Here is a 17699-nt window from a genome sequence, read left to right as displayed (position 1 = left end):
CAAGCCAACTCCTACAGTGATTGATGTGATACGACGATCGCATTCACACCGATAAACCCTGTAGGAGCTGGCTTGCCAGCGATGAGGCCATCAAGCGCGCGCACTCTCCACAGTCTGCCCCTGTACTTCTTCCTTGCGCTCAAACCGGTTGGCCCGCGCAAACGTCCCGAAATCATTAAATCGCACACCCATTTCGCGCATCACCTTGTGCGCCACCGGCACCGTCATCTGGCGGATGTAGAACGGCTCCTTCACCACAAAGTGATGGATACCATGGCTGCTGCCGAAGTTGAAGCAGAACGCCTGCAACGGCCACAGCCATGGGGCATTAAGCACTTGGCACTGCTGCATCACGTTGCCCGACTCGATATCACCGTAGTAGTGCATGTTCGAGCTGATGAAGTGCAGGCAGAACGTGCGCAACACGTTCGGGCCGATGATCACCACTGCCGCGATGTCGATCACCTGCATGACTGACAGCGTGGTCGCCGACCATTCGATTGGCGCGCCCATCAGATGCGCGATGCCGTTCGCGGCGTGGAAGCCGAGAAAAACGTACCACGCGCCCCAATGCACCAGCGCCAGCGGCGCGTAGACCTTCAACGTGCGGTAGATGATGCTGTACTTTTGCGCCCATGTTTTTGCGCGAAGCATGCGGATGAACGACGACATCATGTTGTCGCCGACCATCAACAAACGGGCGATTCCCCAAGGCTCGCCGTTGGTGATCGCCCGCTCTTCCATGTCGGTTTCCGTGCCGGAAACCTTGTGGTGATTAAGGTGCAGATGACGGCGAACCCAAGGATTGATCGTGCTCGGGCGCGCCAGCCACACCAGCCCCATCATCAGGTTGTGCGGCACTTTCTGTTTGCGAAAGTACATACTGTGAATCAGGTCGTGCTCCAGTTCATGGGTCAACGACGCAAAAAACGCGTTCAGCAACAGGCACGCCCACCAGGCCATGTGCCCGGTGATGTAGAGCGCCGCCGAACCGATCATGCCGGTCAGCGCGAAGGCCAGAATGCCCGCGCCGAGCGCGTCCTGATGCTTGAGAATCGGGTAACGCTGGCGCAGTTCGACGCCTCTGGCCAGCACCACTTCGCGAATATGTGCTGATCGTTGGGCTGCATTCAGTCGCTGGGGACTTGCAGAAGTACCGTCCATGCTTCCATCCTCTGGTTATTGATGGTTGCATCCTGCCTTGCGAAGCCTCGCAACGCGGTAGCCGAGAACGCCAACCTGTTGACCGGAAGCGCCAATCAGCATGACTGAACCGACCTCCCTCGCCAGCTGGACCCGTGCCTTGCGCAAGCAACTCGACGCGCTTGGCCTCGACAGCACCAGCCTGTGCCGGCAATCAGGGCTCGACCCGCAGTTGATGGACGACCCGAACGCACGTTACCCGTTGTCCGGTACCACGCGCCTGTGGGAGTTGGCAGTGCAGGTCAGCGGCGATCCGGCGATTGGATTGCGCGTTTCCCGCTTTGTCAGCCCCACCACCTTTCATGCGTTGGGTTATGCGCTGGTAGCCAGCGGCAGCCTGCGGGAGGTGTTCGAGCGGATCGTGCGCTATCACCAGGTGGTCAGCGATGCCCTGGAGCTGGAGCTGACCCGTGCCGAGGATTGCTACCATTTCAGCTTGAAAATACCGGTCGGCAATCCGCCTCCGGCCTTCGAAGCCATCGATGCGTTCATGGCGATTTACGTGCGCACTTGCCGCAATCGCCTCGGGCGTGACTACGCGCCACTGGCGACGTATCTGCGCCGCCCGGAGCCGCCAGACGCCCAACAATGGCACAAGGTTTTCCGATCTCCGGTGCATTTCGGCGCCGACGAAGATCGACTGGAATTCGCCTTCGCCGACTTCGAAAGCCACCTCGATGACGCAAATCCCGAACTGGCCGAGCACAACGAAACCGTACTCAAGCGCACTCTGGCGCAACTCAAGCCGCTGACGTGGGAACGCAAGGTCCGCGACGCCATTGAAGAACAACTGCCCGAAGGCGAGCCCAGCGCCGAACACATCGCCAAAGCCCTGCACCTGAGCCTGCGCAGCCTGCAACGGCACCTCGCCGACGAAGGATGCCGATTCGATACGTTGCTCAACGAAAGCCGCGAAAACCTCGCGCTGCTGCACCTGCGCGACCCGCAGGTATCGCTGAGCGAGATCAGTTATCTGCTCGGGTTTGCCGACACCAGCAGTTTCAGCCGCGCATTCAAGCGTTGGACGGGGATGACACCGGGTCAGTTTCGGGATGGGTTGCGCTGATTGATCCGGATGATGATTCACCCAGATCAACTGTAAGAGCGAGCCTGCTCGCGATAGCGGACTGTCAGTCTATATACCTGGAGACTGACACACCGTCATCGCGAGCAGGCTCGCTCCTTCAAGGGATATGTGTCGAATTTCAGATTGTGGCCAACACCCGCAATCGCTCGGCATCGAGGATTTCGATTTCACCGTAACTCAGCCCGATGATCCCCTGGCCCTGCAACTCCTTGAGGATCTGATTGGTGGTCTGGCGTGACAGCGACAACATGGCGGCAAGCTGCTCCTGGGGCAGTTGCAGGACGCGGCGCGGTGGGGCGGTCTCGCCATAGCCTTCGGCGATCATCAGCAAGCGGTGCGCCAGCCGTGCCGGGGCCGGCAACAGGCTCAGTTGTTCGAGGTTGATGAAGGTCATGCGCAATTTCTGGCTCATCAGCAACGCCAGTTGGCGCCAGTGCTGCGGATGCTCATCAAGCAGCGCCAGCAACGTGTTTTGGGGGATGTGCAGCAGCGTGCACTGGCCCACGCCGTACGCATCGTGGGTGCGGGGCTGACCGTCGAACAGGCAGATTTCGCCGAACCAGTGCGGCGGCTCCACCAGGCTCAGCAACGCCTCTTTGCCCTGCTCGCTCACGGCACCCACGCGCACTGCGCCTTCCAGCACCGCGTACAGGCCGCAGGGTGGATCGCCGCGTTTGAACAGCCGCTGGCCCGGTGACAAGCGCCGAAGCCTGGCCACCGACAGCAGACTATCCTGTAGGGAGTCAGGCAAATGGCTGAACCACTGACCGCTCATCAGGCGTGGACGCCAGACCTGCATATCCATGAAAACTCCTAGAGATTGTCGCCTGGCTGACAGAGCGGGAAGTGGCCACGGGGCATGATCAGTCACCCTACAGGAGAACAATAATGAAAAACCTCGTCGACCACCTCAGTCAATACGCCGCCTACCACCGTGACCCGCGCAACATCGCCTCGCACTTTATCGGCATCCCGCTGATCGTGGTGGCTGTCGCGGTGTTGTTGTCCCGGCCGGAGTGGTCACTGGGTGGCGTGTGGATTTCGCCAGCCGTGCTCGTGTCGTTGGCGTCAGCGTGGTTTTACCTGCGTCTGGAGTTGCGTCTTGGGGTGCTGATGACGGTGTTGCTCGGGCTGTCCGTGTGGGCAGGTCATTTGCTGGCACAGCAAAGCACGCTGGTCTGGTTGAGCAGCGGCGTGGCGATGTTCGTCATCGGTTGGGCGATCCAGTTTGTCGGCCATCACTACGAAGGGCGCAAACCGGCATTTGTCGATGACGTGACCGGGTTGATTGTCGGGCCGTTGTTCGTGGTGGCGGAGCTGGCGTTCATGCTGGGGATGCGGCATGAGCTCAAAGAGCAGATCGAGGCGCGGGCAGGCGGTGTTCGGGTCAATCGCAAAAAAACGGCGGCCTGAACGGATCTGTAGGAGCCGGCTTGCCGGCGATAGCGGTGCATCTAACACACCGCGTTGTCATTGATCGCTGGCAAGCCAGCTCCTACAGGGTTTCCTTCGACCAGAGTCAGATGTTGGCGACTTTCTGCCAGACCTTCGGCTTGAAGAACAATGTCTCGCCCTTCGCCAAACCCACCAGGCTGTCGTGATCCTTGACCACTTCGGCTTCGATCAGGTCATTCTGCCCTTCGACCTTCAGCGTCACCCGCGTCGTCGCGCCCAGCGGACGAATATCGCGCACTTCGGCCGCGTGGTGATCCTCTAGTTCATGCCGTGACAACGACACTTCATGCGGACGGAACAGCACGTGATTATCGCCCCCCAGGTGCAGGCGATTGGAGTCGCCGAGGAAGTGGTAAACGAAATCGCTCGCCGGATTTTCGTAGACGTCGCCCGGTGAACCGATCTGCTCGATCACACCCTTGTTCATCACCACGATGCGGTCGGCCACTTCCATGGCTTCTTCCTGGTCGTGGGTCACAAACACCGACGTCAGGTTGATGTCCTCGTGCAAGCGCGCCAACCAGCGGCGCAGCTCTTTGCGGACCTTGGCGTCGAGGGCGCCAAACGGCTCGTCGAGCAACAGCACTTTTGGCTCTACGGCCAAAGCACGGGCCAGGGCAATCCGCTGACGCTGACCACCGGAGAGTTGTTCCGGGTAGCGGTCCGACAGCCAGTCCAACTGCACCATGTTCAACAGCTCGTGGACTTTGGTGGCGATCTGGCTTTCGCTCGGGCGCTGGTTTTTCGGTTTCATGCGCAGGCCGAACGCGACGTTGTCGAACACCGTCATGTGGCGGAACAGGGCGTAGTGCTGGAACACGAAACCGACGTTGCGATCACGCACGTCGTGGCCGGAGACGTCTTCGCCGTGGAACACGATGTTGCCCTGGTCTGGAGTCTCCAGGCCGGCGATGATCCGCAGCAGCGTGGTTTTGCCGCAGCCCGACGGACCGAGCAACGCGACAAGCTCGCCGCTCTGAATGTCCAGACTGATGTTGTCCAGCGCCTTGAACGCGTTGAAATTCTTGCTGACGTTACGCACTTCGATCGACATGAATTATTCCTCCGCGGCGCTGGCGCGCAGGCGGTTAATACGGTTTTCGCTCCACTGCTTGAGCAGCAGGATGAAGAGCGCCAGGATCAGCAACAGGCTCGCCACGGCGAACGCGGCCACGTGGTTGTATTCGTTGTAGAGGATCTCGACGTGCAGCGGCAAGGTGTTGGTCACCCCGCGAATGTGCCCGGAAACCACCGACACTGCACCGAACTCACCCATCGCCCGCGCGGTACACAGCACCACGCCGTAGATCAGGCCCCATTTGATGTTGGGGACGGTGACGTGCCAGAACATCTGCCAGCCATTGGCGCCGAGCAAGCGTGCGGCCTCCTCTTCCTGGGTGCCTTGTTCCTGCATCAGCGGGATCAGCTCCCGCGCCACGAACGGTACGGTGACGAAGATCGTCGCCAACACGATGCCCGGCAAAGCGAAGACGATCTGGATGTCGTGGTCCTGCAACCAGGGGCCGAATAAACCCTGTGCGCCGAACATCAGCACGTAGACCAGACCGGCAATCACCGGTGACACCGAGAACGGCAAGTCGATCAGTGTTACCAGCATGCTCTTGCCGCGGAACGAGTACTTGCTCACGCACCACGCAGCGCTGACACCGAACACCAGGTTCAGCGGCACCGAAATCAGCACGGCAATCACCGTGAGTTTCAGTGCCGACAGCGCGTCCGGCTCAAAAATCGCGGAGAAGAACGCACCGAGGCCGAGCTTCAAGCCTTGGGACACCACGATGAACAGGGGCAGCAACAGGAAAAGCGCAAAAATCAGCCAGCCAAGACCGATCAGGATTCGCCGCGACGTCGCACTGCCACGACGGGCAGCGTTCGAGGAAGCGGCAGCAATAGACGATTGGGACATGGGTGCCGCCTCCTTATGGGGTTTCGATGCGACGCTGCAGCAAGTTGATCAGCAGCAGCAGAATGAAGGAAACCACCAGCATCAGTACACCAATGGAGGTAGCGCCGGTGTAATCGTATTGGTCGAGTTTGACCATGATCAGCAGCGGCAGGATCTCGGTTTTCATCGGCATATTGCCGGCGATGAAAATCACCGAACCGTACTCGCCGACCCCGCGGGCAAAGGCCAGGGCGAACCCTGTCAGCCACGCCGGAAGCAGCGCCGGAACCAGGATATGGCGGAAAACCTGCAACGGCTTCGCACCCAGGCACGCCGCCGCTTCTTCCACTTCACGAGGAATATCGGCCAATACTGGCTGTACGGTACGTACCACGAATGGAAGTGTCACGAAAGTGAGGGCAAGGGTGATGCCCAGAGGGGTGTAGGCGATCTTGAAACCCAGATCCGCTGCAAACTGACCGACCAGGCCGGTAGGGGTATACAACGCCGTCAGTGCAATACCGGCCACCGCCGTGGGCAATGCGAACGGCAAGTCGATCATTGCATCGATAACTTTTCGTCCAGGGAAGGTATAGCGCACTAATACCCAGGCCAGCAGTGTTCCGATGATGCCGTTGATGATCGCGGCATAGAGCGCGGTGCCGAAGCTCAGTTTCAATGCTGCCAGCACCCGTGGTGCCGAAATGATTGCCCAGAACTGATCCCAGGTGAGTTGAGCGGCATGCACGAACATCGCCGCCAGTGGTATGAGCACAATCAGGCTGAGGTACACCAAGGTGTAGCCCAGCGTCAGCCCGAAGCCGGGTATGACGGGGGAGATACGACGCGACATAAAAGTCCTTGGTTGAGAACGCACAAAGCCTCGAATCGAAATTCGAGGCTCGTTGATGGCTATTTAAGATTACTGTGCCTGATAGATCTGGTCGAATACGCCACCGTCATTAAAGAATTTCGGCTGCGCGGTTTTCCACCCGCCGAAGTCTTTGTCGATGCTCACCAGCTCCAGTTTCGGGAACTGCTGGGCGTACTTGGCAGCGACATCCTTGTCGCGTGGACGATAGAAGTTTTTCGCCGCGATTTCCTGGCCGGCCGGGCTGTACAGGTGTTTGAGGTACGCCTCGGCGATCTCGGTGTTGCCTTTTTTCTCGGCGTTTTTGTCCACCAATGCCACTGGCGGCTCGGCGAGGATCGACAGCGAAGGCACGACGATGTCGAATTTGTCGGCACCGCCATCCTCTTTCAAAGCCAGGAACGCTTCGTTTTCCCAGGCCAGCAACACGTCACCCTGACCGTTGTTGACGAAGGTGATGGTCGAACCGCGCGCGCCGGTGTCCAGCACTGGCACGTGTTTGAACAGAGTTTGCACATACGCCTTGGCCTTGGCTTCGTCACCACCATTGGCTTTCAGGCCGTAGGCCCATGCCGCGAGGAAGTTCCAGCGAGCACCGCCGGAGGTTTTCGGGTTTGGCGTGATCACCGACACATCATTCTTGACCAGATCCCCCCAGTCCTTGATGCCTTTAGGATTGCCCTTGCGCACCAGGAAGACGATGGTCGAGGTGTACGGCGTGCTCGCTTCGGGCAAGCGTTTCTGCCAATCCGCCGGCAACGTTTTACCGAGTTTGGCGATTTCGTCGATGTCACCCGCCAAGGCCAGGGTCACCACGTCGGCGCGCAGGCCGTCGATCACCGCCCGACCCTGCTTGCCCGAACCGCCGTGCGATTGCTGGATCTTCACGGTGTCACCAGCGTGATCCTTCTGCCAGGACTTGATGAACTCGGCGTTGTACTCCTGATACAGCTCACGGGTCGGGTCATACGACACGTTGAGCAGTTCGTAGTCCTTGGCAACTGCGGAACCGGCAAAAAGGGCGCTGGCCAGGGCGGCCAAGGCGAAATGGCGAATCGACGACATGGTGAAAGCTCCTGGAATTCTGTTGGTGATGGCTTTTTTTATGGATATCTGGAACCGCGATGCCTGATCTGCCTCACCCCGGTTTGTGGCCCGGCTGCTGCAAACGGAATTTTTCTTTGCGCTCGATCTGCACCACCTGGGCGTTGTGCACGGTGATTTCCACGGCGCCAAAGCGCAGGTCGCGCAGGGCACTCTGGATTTCACGCAGGATGGTGGCTTCGTCTTGACCGTCGACACTACGCAGGGATGCGCTCATGGGGCTGCTCCTTCAACTGAGAGGTTGCCTGGCAGTGGCGGCACTGCTTGCGGCGTGAAACCAATAGTAGAGAGGCGCGGATATTCTTAAAAAGACTATTTAAGAATGTTTATATAACCAGAAGAGATTAACTGAAGGGACAAGGGCTTGAGGCCAATCGCCCGCTTTCAGCCATACCCAAAACCTGTAGAAGGCGGCTTGCCGGCGATGCGGCCATCAAACCTTGCATTCGCATTCAAGGCCGCTATCGCTGGCAAGCCAGCCCCTACAGGGATTGCTCAGCGAATCTCGGGAGACCGAGCCCAATCCAGCTGCACGGCTGGCACTGGCCGCCCAAACCAGTAACCCTGCCCCAGATCGCAATCGTGTTCGAGCAAGAAAGCTGCCTGCTCGACCTGCTCGATCCCCTCCGCATGCACCTGCATGCCCATACTCTGGGCGAGGGCGATGATGATCCGCGCAATGGCCGCGTCATCCTCATCCCATGGCAATCCGGCCACGAAGCCTTGGTCGATTTTCAGCTTTTGCACCGGTAAGCGCTTGAGCCGCAACAGCGACGAATAACCAGTACCGAAATCGTCGATGGCCAGGCGCACACCCAATTCGCGCAGTCGATGCATCTGCTCCAGCGCGACCTCCGGGTCCTCCATCACGGCGCTTTCAGTGACTTCCAGTTCCAGATATGAGGGTTCCAGCCCGGTTTCGCGCAACACCTGCGCCACCTGCTGATACAGCTCACGACGAGCGAACAAGCGCGAAGAAACGTTGACCGCCACAAACGACAACGCCACCCCGTCCAGCTGCCACAGACACATCTGACGACACGCCTGCCCCATGACCCAGGCATCGATTTCGGCGATCAATCCGGTTCGCTCGGCAACCGGGATGAATTCAGCTGGAGACACCAGCCCCCGCTGCGGGTGCTGCCAGCGCACCAGCGCCTCGACCCCGACAAGGCGACTGGTCTTGAGGTCGTGAACCGGCTGGTAGTACACCCGCAACTCTTGCTGGTCGAGCGCACGGCGCAGCTCGAAGGCAATCTCGACACGATGCTGGGCGTGAGCCGTCAGCTCTTCGGTGTACAGGGCGTAGCCGTTGCGACCGGCGTTCTTGGCCTTGAACAAGGCCGAATCGGCGTTGCGCAGCAATTGTTCGGCACCCTGCGCATCGCTGGGGAACAGACTGATGCCAATGCTGGTGTTGATAAACAGCTGATGACCGTCGATAGAGAACGGCTCCTTGAGGCCATCGATGATCCGCTGAGCCAATGCGGCGGCCTGCACCAATTGCGGACAACTTTCGGCCAGCACGGCGAACTCATCACCTCCCAGCCGCGCCAGGGTGACCCCTGGCCCAAACATGGCGCTCAGCCGCTCGGCGACCGCCTTGAGCAACTGATCGCCGATGGTGTGCCCCAGGCTGTCGTTGATCATCTTGAAATGATCCAGATCGACCATCAGCAATGCGCAGCCGCGCTTGTTGATCTGCGCCGAGGCCAGGGCCTGTTCGGCACGATCGGTGAACAGCAGGCGGTTCGGCAAGTCGGTCAGTGGGTCGTGGTGCGCCAGGTGCATCAATTCGTGTTCGGACTTCTTGATCGCACTGATGTCGGAAAAAACCGCCACATAATGGCTGGGGCGACCGTCGTCGTCGTGAATCAAACGAATCGTCTGCCATTGCGGGTAAATCTCTCCGCTTTTGCGCCGGTTCCAGATTTCCCCGCTCCACTCCCCGAGGCTGTCGAGTGTGGAAAACATTGCCTGATAGAAATCGGGCGGATGCCGCCCCGATTTGAACAGACTGGGCCTTTTATTGAGTACGTCCTCGCGCTGATAACCGGTGATGTCCATGAATGCGCGATTCACGTGGACGATCAGGCCCTCGGTGTTGGTAACCAGCACCCCTTCACAGGTGCAATCGAACACCGCAGCGGCCTGGCGCAGACGCTCACGATCGGCTTTACGCTCACGCAACCTCGCGCCGATCCCCAGACAGTGAAACAGTCGAGCTCGAGCGATAAAGATCAACCCGGCACTCAACAGCACCAAAACATAACCGTTGATCAGTTGCCAGCGCAGTCGCTCGTCGGAACTATCGAAGAAACTGCTCAATAACCAGTCGCCAATCACCAGCCAGACAACCGAAAACAAGAGGTAAAGCAGCGCTGCCCGCAAGGCATCGCGATAGGTAGCAGACATCAGGCGATCCATGTCCCTGCAAAAAGGTGGGCATTGTAGTTTAAAGACACATCCAGGCACTCTTATCTGAAAGGCCGACTGGTTTTCTGTGTGAGCTTAGTGATAATGCAACGGCTGTTTTTTTATTTATCGAGGGCCCTATAGCCTATGTGGTACGAAGGTTTTCTTGGCTTGTCGCCCTGGTCGCTGGTGGCAGTCACCTTGCTGATGACCCACGTCACGATCATTGCCGTCACGGTTTATCTGCATCGTTACTCAGCCCATCGCTCGCTTGAGTTGAATGCCGGCCTGAAGCACTTTTTCCGTTTCTGGCTGTGGCTGACCACGGCGCAGAACACCCGCGAGTGGACGGCCATCCACCGCAAGCATCACGCCAAATGCGAAACCGTCGATGATCCGCACAGCCCGGTCATCAAGGGCTTGTCCACGGTACTGCGCAAAGGCGCCGAGCTGTACCGCGCCGAAGCGGAAAACCCCGAGACCCTGCGCATCTACGGCAAGAACTGCCCCGAGGACTGGATCGAGCGCAACCTCTACAGTCGCTTCCCGCTGCTGGGCATTGCCATTATGGGCGCTATCGACCTGCTGCTGTTCGGCACCATCGGCATCACCATCTGGGCCATCCAGATGATGTGGATTCCGGTCTGGGCCGCTGGCGTGGTCAATGGCCTGGGCCATGCCATCGGCTATCGCAACTTCGAATGCCGCGATGCGGCGACCAACCTAGTGCCGTGGGGCATCCTGATCGGCGGTGAAGAACTGCATAACAACCATCACACCTACCCTAACTCGGCAAAACTGTCGGTGAAAAAGTGGGAATTCGATCTGGGCTGGGCCTGGATTCAAGTGTTCAGCTTCCTGCGCCTGGCCAAGGTTCAGCGGGTTGCGCCGATCGCCCACCGTGTCGAAGGCAAGGGCAATCTGGACATGGACACCGCGATGGCGATCCTCAACAACCGCTTTCAGATCATGGCCCAGTACCGCAAATTGGTGATCGGCCCGCTGGTCAAGCAAGAACTGGAGAAGGTCGATCACTCGGTCCGCCACCAGTTCCACCGCGCCAAACGCCTGCTTTCGCGAGAAACCAGCTTGCTGGATGACAAACACCACGTGCGCATTCAGAACATGCTCGAGCACAGCCAGGCATTAAAGGTAATTTACGAGAAACGCTTGGCCTTGCAGCAGATCTGGGTCAAGACCAGCTCAAATGGTCACGACATGCTGGCCGCCATCAAGGACTGGATCCATGAGGCAGAAGCCAGCGGGATTCAATCCCTGCGCGACTTCGCCGATCAGTTGAAGACCTACTCCCTGCGCCCTGCTGCGGCCTGAGCCAAAAAACCTGTAGGAGCGAGCCTGCTCGCGAAACGGGCGTGTCAGTCGAAATCAGTATCGACTGACACGCCTGTTTCGCTGGCAAGCCCGCTCCTACAGGAGGTTTGCTTCAGGACTGTCTTTTGCGCAGGCGCATCAGTTCCGGCAAACCGATCTTGAGCAACCGCGCCGTCCGGCTCTTCGCCAGTTCCTCAATGCCCTCATGCTCTGTCAGACGCGCCATCTGCGCCGCCATGTTCATCACCAGCGCTTCTCGAGAATAAACCCCGCCACCGAGCTGATAGGCCGCTGCAATCAGCTCGCGCAACTCCAGCGGCAACCGCCAGCGCGTGCGCAGCGCCGAGCCATAGGCCGCGCCGAATCTGGTCAGCGACTCGCCCACTTCCTCCAGCTCATCCAACTCACCACCGGCCTGTTTCCATTCCTGCAAACAACGAAGCAACGCCAGATCGCCAAGACGGTGCAGCATGCCGGCGCAGTAGCAGCGCTCCTGATCCAGATCGAGCAAGCGCGCCAGGGTCCGCGCAAATTCGGCCGTGTGTAACGACAGCTCCCAGTAACGCTCGGCGTAGTCCGCCAGACAGGGATCGCTAAGCCGTGCGCTTCGCTTGAGCGCCAGCCCGAGGATCAGGTTCATGCTTTGCCCGGTGCCCAAGCGATGTAGCGCCTGGGACAAGGTTTGCACCGCTGCGCCATGATGCTGGGCCGCACTATTGGCAGCAGCAATCAACACAGCCGTGACCTGCGGATCGGTACGAATTTCGTCTTCCAGCACTTTCAGATCGAGGCCGCCGGGGTGGAGGCTGCGCTTCACCGCTACCTGCACGTCCGTCATCAGAGGCGCACCTTCAGCCAGCTCACGGCGTCGCTCTAGAAACACAGGCAAGGTCATCCCCGGTGCGAGAGCCGGCACTTCACAGGAGACTTCTTCGCCAGCATTGAGCAGTAACCCCTGCAACCGATGGGTCAGGCTTTCCATATTCAGGGGTTTGGTCAGGTACGCGGCCGGCGCCAGCGGCAGGGCTTCACGCACACTGGCGCTATCGTTGCGACTACTCATCAGCATGAACGGCAACGGAGGATTGCGTTTGCGCTGACGAACACTGCGCAGGACATTCAGGCCATCGACACCCGGCAGCTCCCAGTCGGCGATCACCAGGTCATACGGATTGGCCGCCAACAGTGCCAAGGCTTGCTGACCGTCACCGCACAAATCCAGCCGTGCATCGCAACGAACGCTCAACAGCACTTCCTTGAGCAGATCCCGGGACCAAGGGTCAGCCTCGGCAATCAATACGCGTGGAACGGCGGGTAAAATAACCGTTGTCATACAGCTCTCCCTGGCAATGCAGGAACCTTAGCCAATGCAGGCCCTTCGATACAGTGTTAATGCGCATGAGGGGTTTCAAGGAGCGTAAAAAAACCCGCCGAAGCGGGTTTTTTGTGAACCGGGTCACACTTGGTGATCAGAGCTCAGAGAAGCACTCTTCAATGATCGCCAGACCTTTATCCAGCTGCTCGTCCGGCGAAGTCAGCGGTACCAGCACACGCAGAACGTTGCCGTAGGTGCCGCAGGACAGCAGGATCAGACCCTTGTCGCGCGCCTTGGCCACAACCGATGCCACAGCGGCAGCGTTCGGCTTGTGGCTGTCGCCGTTTTCGAACAGTTCGACTGCGATCATCGCGCCCAGGGCACGGACTTCACCGATCACCGGGTATTTAGCCTGGATGGCCTTCAGGCCAGTCACCAGACGCTCGCCGACAGCCTTGCAGCGGTCCAGCAGGTGCTCTTCTTCGAACACTTCCATCACGGCCAGGGCCGCGGCGCAAGCGATTGGGCTACCGGCATAAGTGCCGCCCAGGCCGCCTGGAGCGATGGCGTCCATGTATTCGGCCTTACCGCACACACCGGCCAGCGGGAAGCCGCCAGCGATGGATTTGGCGAAGGTGGTCAGGTCGGCAGCAACGCCCATCTGTTCCATGGCGAAGAAAGTACCGGTACGGCCAGCGCCCGTCTGTACTTCGTCGGCGATCAGCAGGATGCCGTGCTGGTCGCACAGTGCACGCAGACGCTTCATGAATTCTTTAGGCGCGACGTAGAAACCACCTTCGCCCTGAACTGGCTCGATGATGATTGCAGCGATGTCACGTGGCTCTGCATCGTTCTTGAAGACGCGCTCGATGGACGCGATCGAATCGTCGATGCTCACACCGTGCAGTTCGTTCGGGTACAGCGCCCGGAACACGCCGCCTGGCATCAGACCCATGCCGGCCGAGTAAGGCACGACTTTACCGGTCAGACCCAGAGTCATCATGGTGCGACCGTGGTAAGCGCCGGTGAACGCGATCACGCCGGCACGGCCAGTGGCGGCACGGGCGATTTTCACGGCGTTTTCTACGGCTTCGGAACCGGTGGTGACCAGCAGGGTTTTCTTCTCGAAATCACCTGGGACCTTGGCGTTGATTTTTTCGCACACTTCAACGTACGGCTCGTAAGCCAGCACCTGGAAGCAGGTGTGGGTCAGCTTGTTCAGCTGCTCGGTCACGGCGGCGATGATTTTCGGGTGCACGTGGCCAGTGTTCAGCACAGCGATACCGCCGGCGAAGTCGATGAACTCACGACCTTCAACGTCGGTCACGGTCGCGTTCTTGGCGGACTCGGCGAAGATCGGGTGAATCTGGCCAACACCACGTGGAACAGCAGCGGTACGGCGGGCCATCAAAGAAGCGTTAGTCTTGCTCATAAAGTCCTCATTCGCCGCTCATCGGGCGGCGTGGTTCAAGGAAAATGCGGCGGGGAGTCAACGGCGGCAGCATGCGATGATCGACTGCCACAGCGTTCCCGGCCGCAGATAAAATTCCGTTTGAAGCGGCGCAAAGGGTCAGCGCTCTCGTGCCCTTTGCGCTTGAAGCAATGCCTTGCCGAGCTTAGATGCCCAGGCAGAGGTATTTGATTTCCAGGTAATCTTCGATGCCGTACTTGGAGCCTTCACGGCCCAGGCCCGAAGCCTTGATGCCGCCGAACGGCGCGACTTCGTTGGAGATCAGCCCGGTGTTGACGCCAACCATGCCGTATTCCAGGGCTTCAGCCACACGGAACACACGACCCAGGTCGCGGGCATAGAAGTACGAGGCCAGACCGAATTCGGTGTCGTTGGACATCGCGATCACATCGGCTTCGTCTTTGAAGCGGAACAGTGGAGCCAGCGGACCGAAAGTTTCTTCCTTGGCCACCGCCGCATTGTTCGGCACGTTGGTCAGGATGGTCGGCTCGAAGAAGTTGCCTTCGATGGACTTGCCGCCGGACAGCACGGTGGCGCCTTTGGAGACGGCGTCAGCGATATGCTCTTGCACCTTGGCCACAGCTTTTTCATCGATCAGCGGACCGGTGGTGGTGCCGTCTTCCAGACCGTTGCCGATCTTGAGTTTGGCCACAGCCACTTTCAGCTTCTCGGCGAATGCGTCGTAGACCGAATCCTGAATATACAGGCGGTTGGCGCAGACGCAGGTCTGACCGTTGTTGCGATATTTGGAAATGATCGCGCCTTCGACGGCCTTATCCAGATCCGCATCGTCGAACACGATGAACGGCGCGTTGCCACCCAGTTCCAGGGACACTTTCTTGATGTCCTTGGCGCATTCCGACATCAGCTGACGACCGATTTCGGTCGAACCGGTAAAGGACAGCTTGCGCACGATCGGATTGCTGGTCAGCTCGCTGCCGATGTCGCCGGCGCTGCCGGAAACCACGCTGAACACGCCAGCCGGGATGCCGGCACGCTGGGCCAGTTCGGCCAGGGCGAAGGCGGAGAAAGGAGTTTGCGAAGCAGGCTTGAGCACCATGGTGCAACCGGCGGCCAGGGCCGGACCGGCTTTACGGGTGATCATTGCAGCCGGGAAGTTCCACGGGGTGATGGCAGCGGTCACGCCGATTGGCTGCTTGATCACGATCAGGCGCTTGTCTGGCTGGTGGCCCGGAATCACGTCACCGTAGATGCGCTTGGCTTCTTCGGCGAACCATTCAATGAAGGAAGCGGCATAGACGATTTCGCCCTTGGCTTCGGCCAATGGCTTGCCTTGTTCCATGGTCATCAGGCGAGCCAGGTCGTCCTGATTCTCGATGATCAGTTCGAACCAGCGACGCAGCTTGTTCGCGCGATCCTTGGCGGTCAGTGCACGCCAGGCCGGCAGCGCTTTGTCAGCGGCTTCGATTGCACGGCGGGTTTCGGCAGCGCCCATTTTCGGTACGGTGCCCAGAATTTCGCCCGTTGCAGGGTTGTTGACCTTGATCGTCTGACCGTTGTCCGCATCGACCCACGCGCCATCGATGAAGGCTTGCTGGCGGAACAACTGGGTGTCTTTAAGCTGCATGTCGGCTTTCCTTAACAGCACCGTAACAATACGGAGCGAATTATGATTGTAGAAAGGCGCCTCAATAGGCTGCCGTCAGGGAAATCATTCACCGGGCTGAAGCACATAAATAGCGCACTGATTCAACTCGTGCGGTTCAGCACCCAGACAAGAGCGTTTGAAATCTCAAACGAATCCTAGGATCAAAGGGGGTAAAGGACAATAGGCTGTTCGAAAAAAAGAACGAAAACGTCGTTTTAGCCTCATTTTTCTGATCAGCGTAGCAAACGCCTGCGACAGCATCGAAAAACGCAGGCGATTCAGCAGCATGGACGCCCGCAGCGCATATGAGTATCATGGCGCCCGCATCGCACCAGTAGCTCAGCTGGATAGAGTACTGCCCTCCGAAGGCAGGGGTCGTGGGTTCGAATCCCGCCTGGTGCACCATACGCTGCAACGAGAAAGCCTCAGGCCTGATGGGTCTGGGGCTTTTTTGTGGCCCACAAAAAAACCGCCGAAGCGGTTTTTTCATTCTGTCGTCCAGTCAAACTCGTCGTAATCACCATCGTCTTCGTCGTCCTCAAAGACTTCCTCTTCCAGGTCGTCGTCTTCAACAACATCTTCTTCCGGCTGATTCAGCAGAAAATCCTTGCGACTCTCGGTAATGGCTCGCCGCAGTTCTTCGCCCTTTTGCGGGCAGTTGAGCATTTGGGCGATGCGGTCGATTTTTTTTGCCACGGCATCCTCCAACGCATCGGCTATGGCCCGATAGTGCGCGTTTTCGGGCTGCAATGCCAAATCGCCGAGCGGGGTCAGATCGTTCTGAATATTCTTCAGCGGTGGTAACGGCGCACCACGCTGCTGTTTTTCAGCACGTGGCCTTTGATTTTTTCCAGAAATTGCGCGCGGGTCAGGCCGGCAGGCAAGGCGTCCGGGGCCAGGTCCAGGGCGTAGAGCTGGATAATGTAGTGGTGGGCGCTGTCGCCGACTGGCGGGCAAGGGCCGATGTAACCGGTGGTGCCTTTGCTGTTGGTGCCGCCCACGCCTTCAAGCGCTGATTTGGCACCGACGCCGGAGGCAATCTGGTGAGTGCCTGCCTTGATGCCGTAATGCACCCAGTGATCGACGCCCTGGCCTTTCTGACCGTCAGGGTCGTGCATGACGATGGCATAGCTAAGGGTGCCTGCGGGGCCGGGGTTCCAGCTCAGCGCCGGGGAAACGTTATGCCCGCCGCAGCCCGGCGCATCGCTGGCGGCGGCCGAGGTGAACAAACGGTCATCCGAGACACCCGGTATGTTCAGGGTGAATCGCTCTTGAGCGGCATTGGCCGGAAATTGCACGCAAAAGGCGACTGCCACGGCCGCGAGCCAAGGGTTCAAAGAGGTCAATCGGGTCATACCGGAGCACCTTGTGCGTGTGGGGCCGTGGTCGGCGTGCAAACTATAGCCGGACCGTTCGCGCCGTGGCAGTGGCTTTTGGATGAACCTCGCAATCTGCGCCAAACTCATAATGGAAAGGTTTGTTTGGAGAGCGATCATGACTCTGTATCGCGTTGCAGACTTCGCCGATGTGCCCGAAAACCGTGGCCTGGAAGTACAGGTGGGAGACAGGAAAATCCTTCTGCTACGGGCAGGTGACCAATTGCGTGCCTATCAGGGTGAATGTCCGCATGCCGGGCGCCGTTGGCCGAAGGCGCAGTTTGCGATGGGCGCTTGGCCTGTCCGTGGCACAAGGCCCGGTTTCGGATCGAGGATGGGGGACTCTGTGAGCCACCCGCGGGCGCCGCTGCGTTGCGGGAGAAAGGCTTCGCAGGCCGGATTTTCCTGATCGATCGGGAAGCGCGCGCTGGTTACGACCGTACGGTGTTGCGACCCCTTCAACCCGCCCTTCATTGGCCTGCCTGGAAAGGATGGCGTGGTGACCGCGGCGATTGCCTGTGAGCAGGACCAGGCGCTGGCGATGCTCGCCGAAAG

Annotated in this window: 16 protein-coding genes, 1 tRNA gene and 1 pseudogene; 5 read left to right on the top strand and 13 right to left on the bottom strand. The window is 59.2% G+C overall.

What is annotated here, in order from left to right; all coding sequences use genetic code 11:
• Positions 1 to 90: 90 nt before the first annotated feature.
• Entirely contained in the window at positions 91 to 1164 is a 1074-nt protein-coding gene (locus QMK58_RS01650) for a fatty acid desaturase (RefSeq protein ID WP_053160688.1), read from the bottom strand.
• Positions 1165 to 1264: 100 nt separating this feature from the next.
• Here QMK58_RS01650 and QMK58_RS01645 point away from each other — a divergent pair, with 100 nt between their 5' ends.
• Entirely contained in the window at positions 1265 to 2269 is a 1005-nt protein-coding gene (locus QMK58_RS01645; protein ID WP_053160687.1) for an AraC family transcriptional regulator, read from the top strand.
• Between the two features lie 139 nt (positions 2270 to 2408).
• Here the strand turns inward: QMK58_RS01645 and QMK58_RS01640 are convergent, their stop codons facing one another.
• On the bottom strand, positions 2409 to 3095 hold the full coding sequence (locus QMK58_RS01640) for a Crp/Fnr family transcriptional regulator (protein ID WP_053160686.1): 687 nt from the start codon (positions 3093 to 3095) through the stop codon (positions 2409 to 2411).
• A gap of 83 nt (positions 3096 to 3178) precedes the next feature.
• Here QMK58_RS01640 and QMK58_RS01635 point away from each other — a divergent pair, with 83 nt between their 5' ends.
• The gene (locus tag QMK58_RS01635) at positions 3179 to 3703 is read left to right on the top strand and encodes a DUF962 domain-containing protein (RefSeq protein WP_053160685.1); all 525 of its coding nucleotides are present in this window, start codon (positions 3179 to 3181) and stop codon (positions 3701 to 3703) included.
• Between the two features lie 106 nt (positions 3704 to 3809).
• On the opposite strand, the gene QMK58_RS01630 is transcribed toward QMK58_RS01635, so the two are convergent.
• The 6 genes from QMK58_RS01630 to dibA all read right to left on the bottom strand — a co-directional run bounded on the left by QMK58_RS01630 (position 3810) and on the right by dibA (position 10041).
• Entirely contained in the window at positions 3810 to 4799 is a 990-nt protein-coding gene (locus tag QMK58_RS01630; protein ID WP_053160684.1) for a sulfate/molybdate ABC transporter ATP-binding protein, read from the bottom strand.
• A gap of 3 nt (positions 4800 to 4802) precedes the next feature.
• Positions 4803 to 5672, bottom strand: a complete 870-nt coding sequence (gene cysW / locus QMK58_RS01625) for a sulfate ABC transporter permease subunit CysW (protein WP_053160683.1) — start codon at positions 5670 to 5672, stop codon at positions 4803 to 4805.
• A 13-nt stretch (positions 5673 to 5685) separates the two neighbouring features.
• On the bottom strand, positions 5686 to 6504 hold the full coding sequence (gene cysT, locus QMK58_RS01620) for a sulfate ABC transporter permease subunit CysT (RefSeq protein WP_053160682.1): 819 nt from the start codon (positions 6502 to 6504) through the stop codon (positions 5686 to 5688).
• A gap of 69 nt (positions 6505 to 6573) precedes the next feature.
• Positions 6574 to 7587 (bottom strand): sulfate ABC transporter substrate-binding protein, encoded by a 1014-nt coding sequence (locus tag QMK58_RS01615; protein ID WP_053160681.1) that lies wholly within the window; start codon positions 7585 to 7587, stop codon positions 6574 to 6576.
• Between the two features lie 73 nt (positions 7588 to 7660).
• Entirely contained in the window at positions 7661 to 7843 is a 183-nt protein-coding gene (gene oscA / locus QMK58_RS01610) for a sulfur starvation response protein OscA (RefSeq protein WP_016965985.1), read from the bottom strand.
• A gap of 278 nt (positions 7844 to 8121) precedes the next feature.
• The gene (gene dibA / locus QMK58_RS01605) at positions 8122 to 10041 is read right to left on the bottom strand and encodes a phosphodiesterase DibA (RefSeq protein WP_320395791.1); all 1920 of its coding nucleotides are present in this window, start codon (positions 10039 to 10041) and stop codon (positions 8122 to 8124) included.
• 147 nt (positions 10042 to 10188) lie between these two features.
• On the opposite strand from dibA, the gene desA reads away from it, so the two are divergent.
• Positions 10189 to 11373: a delta-9 fatty acid desaturase DesA gene (gene desA / locus QMK58_RS01600; RefSeq protein WP_053160679.1), complete on the top strand. Its 1185-nt coding sequence runs from the start codon at positions 10189 to 10191 to the stop codon at positions 11371 to 11373.
• A 112-nt stretch (positions 11374 to 11485) separates the two neighbouring features.
• Here the strand turns inward: desA and QMK58_RS01595 are convergent, their stop codons facing one another.
• The 3 genes from QMK58_RS01595 to gabD form a co-directional block, all read right to left on the bottom strand.
• Positions 11486 to 12706: a response regulator gene (locus QMK58_RS01595; protein WP_053160678.1), complete on the bottom strand. Its 1221-nt coding sequence runs from the start codon at positions 12704 to 12706 to the stop codon at positions 11486 to 11488.
• A gap of 136 nt (positions 12707 to 12842) precedes the next feature.
• On the bottom strand, positions 12843 to 14120 hold the full coding sequence (gene gabT, locus QMK58_RS01590; RefSeq protein WP_053160677.1) for a 4-aminobutyrate--2-oxoglutarate transaminase: 1278 nt from the start codon (positions 14118 to 14120) through the stop codon (positions 12843 to 12845).
• A 184-nt stretch (positions 14121 to 14304) separates the two neighbouring features.
• The gene (gene gabD / locus QMK58_RS01585; protein ID WP_053160676.1) at positions 14305 to 15747 is read right to left on the bottom strand and encodes an NADP-dependent succinate-semialdehyde dehydrogenase; all 1443 of its coding nucleotides are present in this window, start codon (positions 15745 to 15747) and stop codon (positions 14305 to 14307) included.
• 349 nt (positions 15748 to 16096) lie between these two features.
• On the opposite strand from gabD, the gene QMK58_RS01580 reads away from it, so the two are divergent.
• Positions 16097 to 16173 (top strand) — tRNA-Arg (locus QMK58_RS01580).
• Between the two features lie 81 nt (positions 16174 to 16254).
• Here QMK58_RS01580 and QMK58_RS01575 read toward each other — a convergent pair.
• Both QMK58_RS01575 and QMK58_RS01570 read right to left on the bottom strand, forming a co-directional pair.
• Positions 16255 to 16524, bottom strand: coding sequence for a hypothetical protein (locus QMK58_RS01575; RefSeq protein WP_256220697.1), 270 nt, complete (start codon positions 16522 to 16524; stop codon positions 16255 to 16257).
• 35 nt (positions 16525 to 16559) lie between these two features.
• Entirely contained in the window at positions 16560 to 17123 is a 564-nt protein-coding gene (locus tag QMK58_RS01570; protein ID WP_320395790.1) for a YbhB/YbcL family Raf kinase inhibitor-like protein, read from the bottom strand.
• Between the two features lie 139 nt (positions 17124 to 17262).
• Here QMK58_RS01570 and QMK58_RS01565 point away from each other — a divergent pair.
• Positions 17263 to 17594, top strand: a pseudogene (locus QMK58_RS01565) (Rieske 2Fe-2S domain-containing protein); the annotation flags it as partial.
• Positions 17595 to 17699 lie beyond the last annotated feature (105 nt).

Source organism: Pseudomonas sp. P8_241 (assembly GCF_034008315.1).
Classification (GTDB): Bacteria; Pseudomonadota; Gammaproteobacteria; order Pseudomonadales; family Pseudomonadaceae; genus Aquipseudomonas.
The sequence above is the reverse complement of the archived record's forward strand: the minus strand, read 5'-3'. Positions and strand labels throughout refer to the sequence as shown.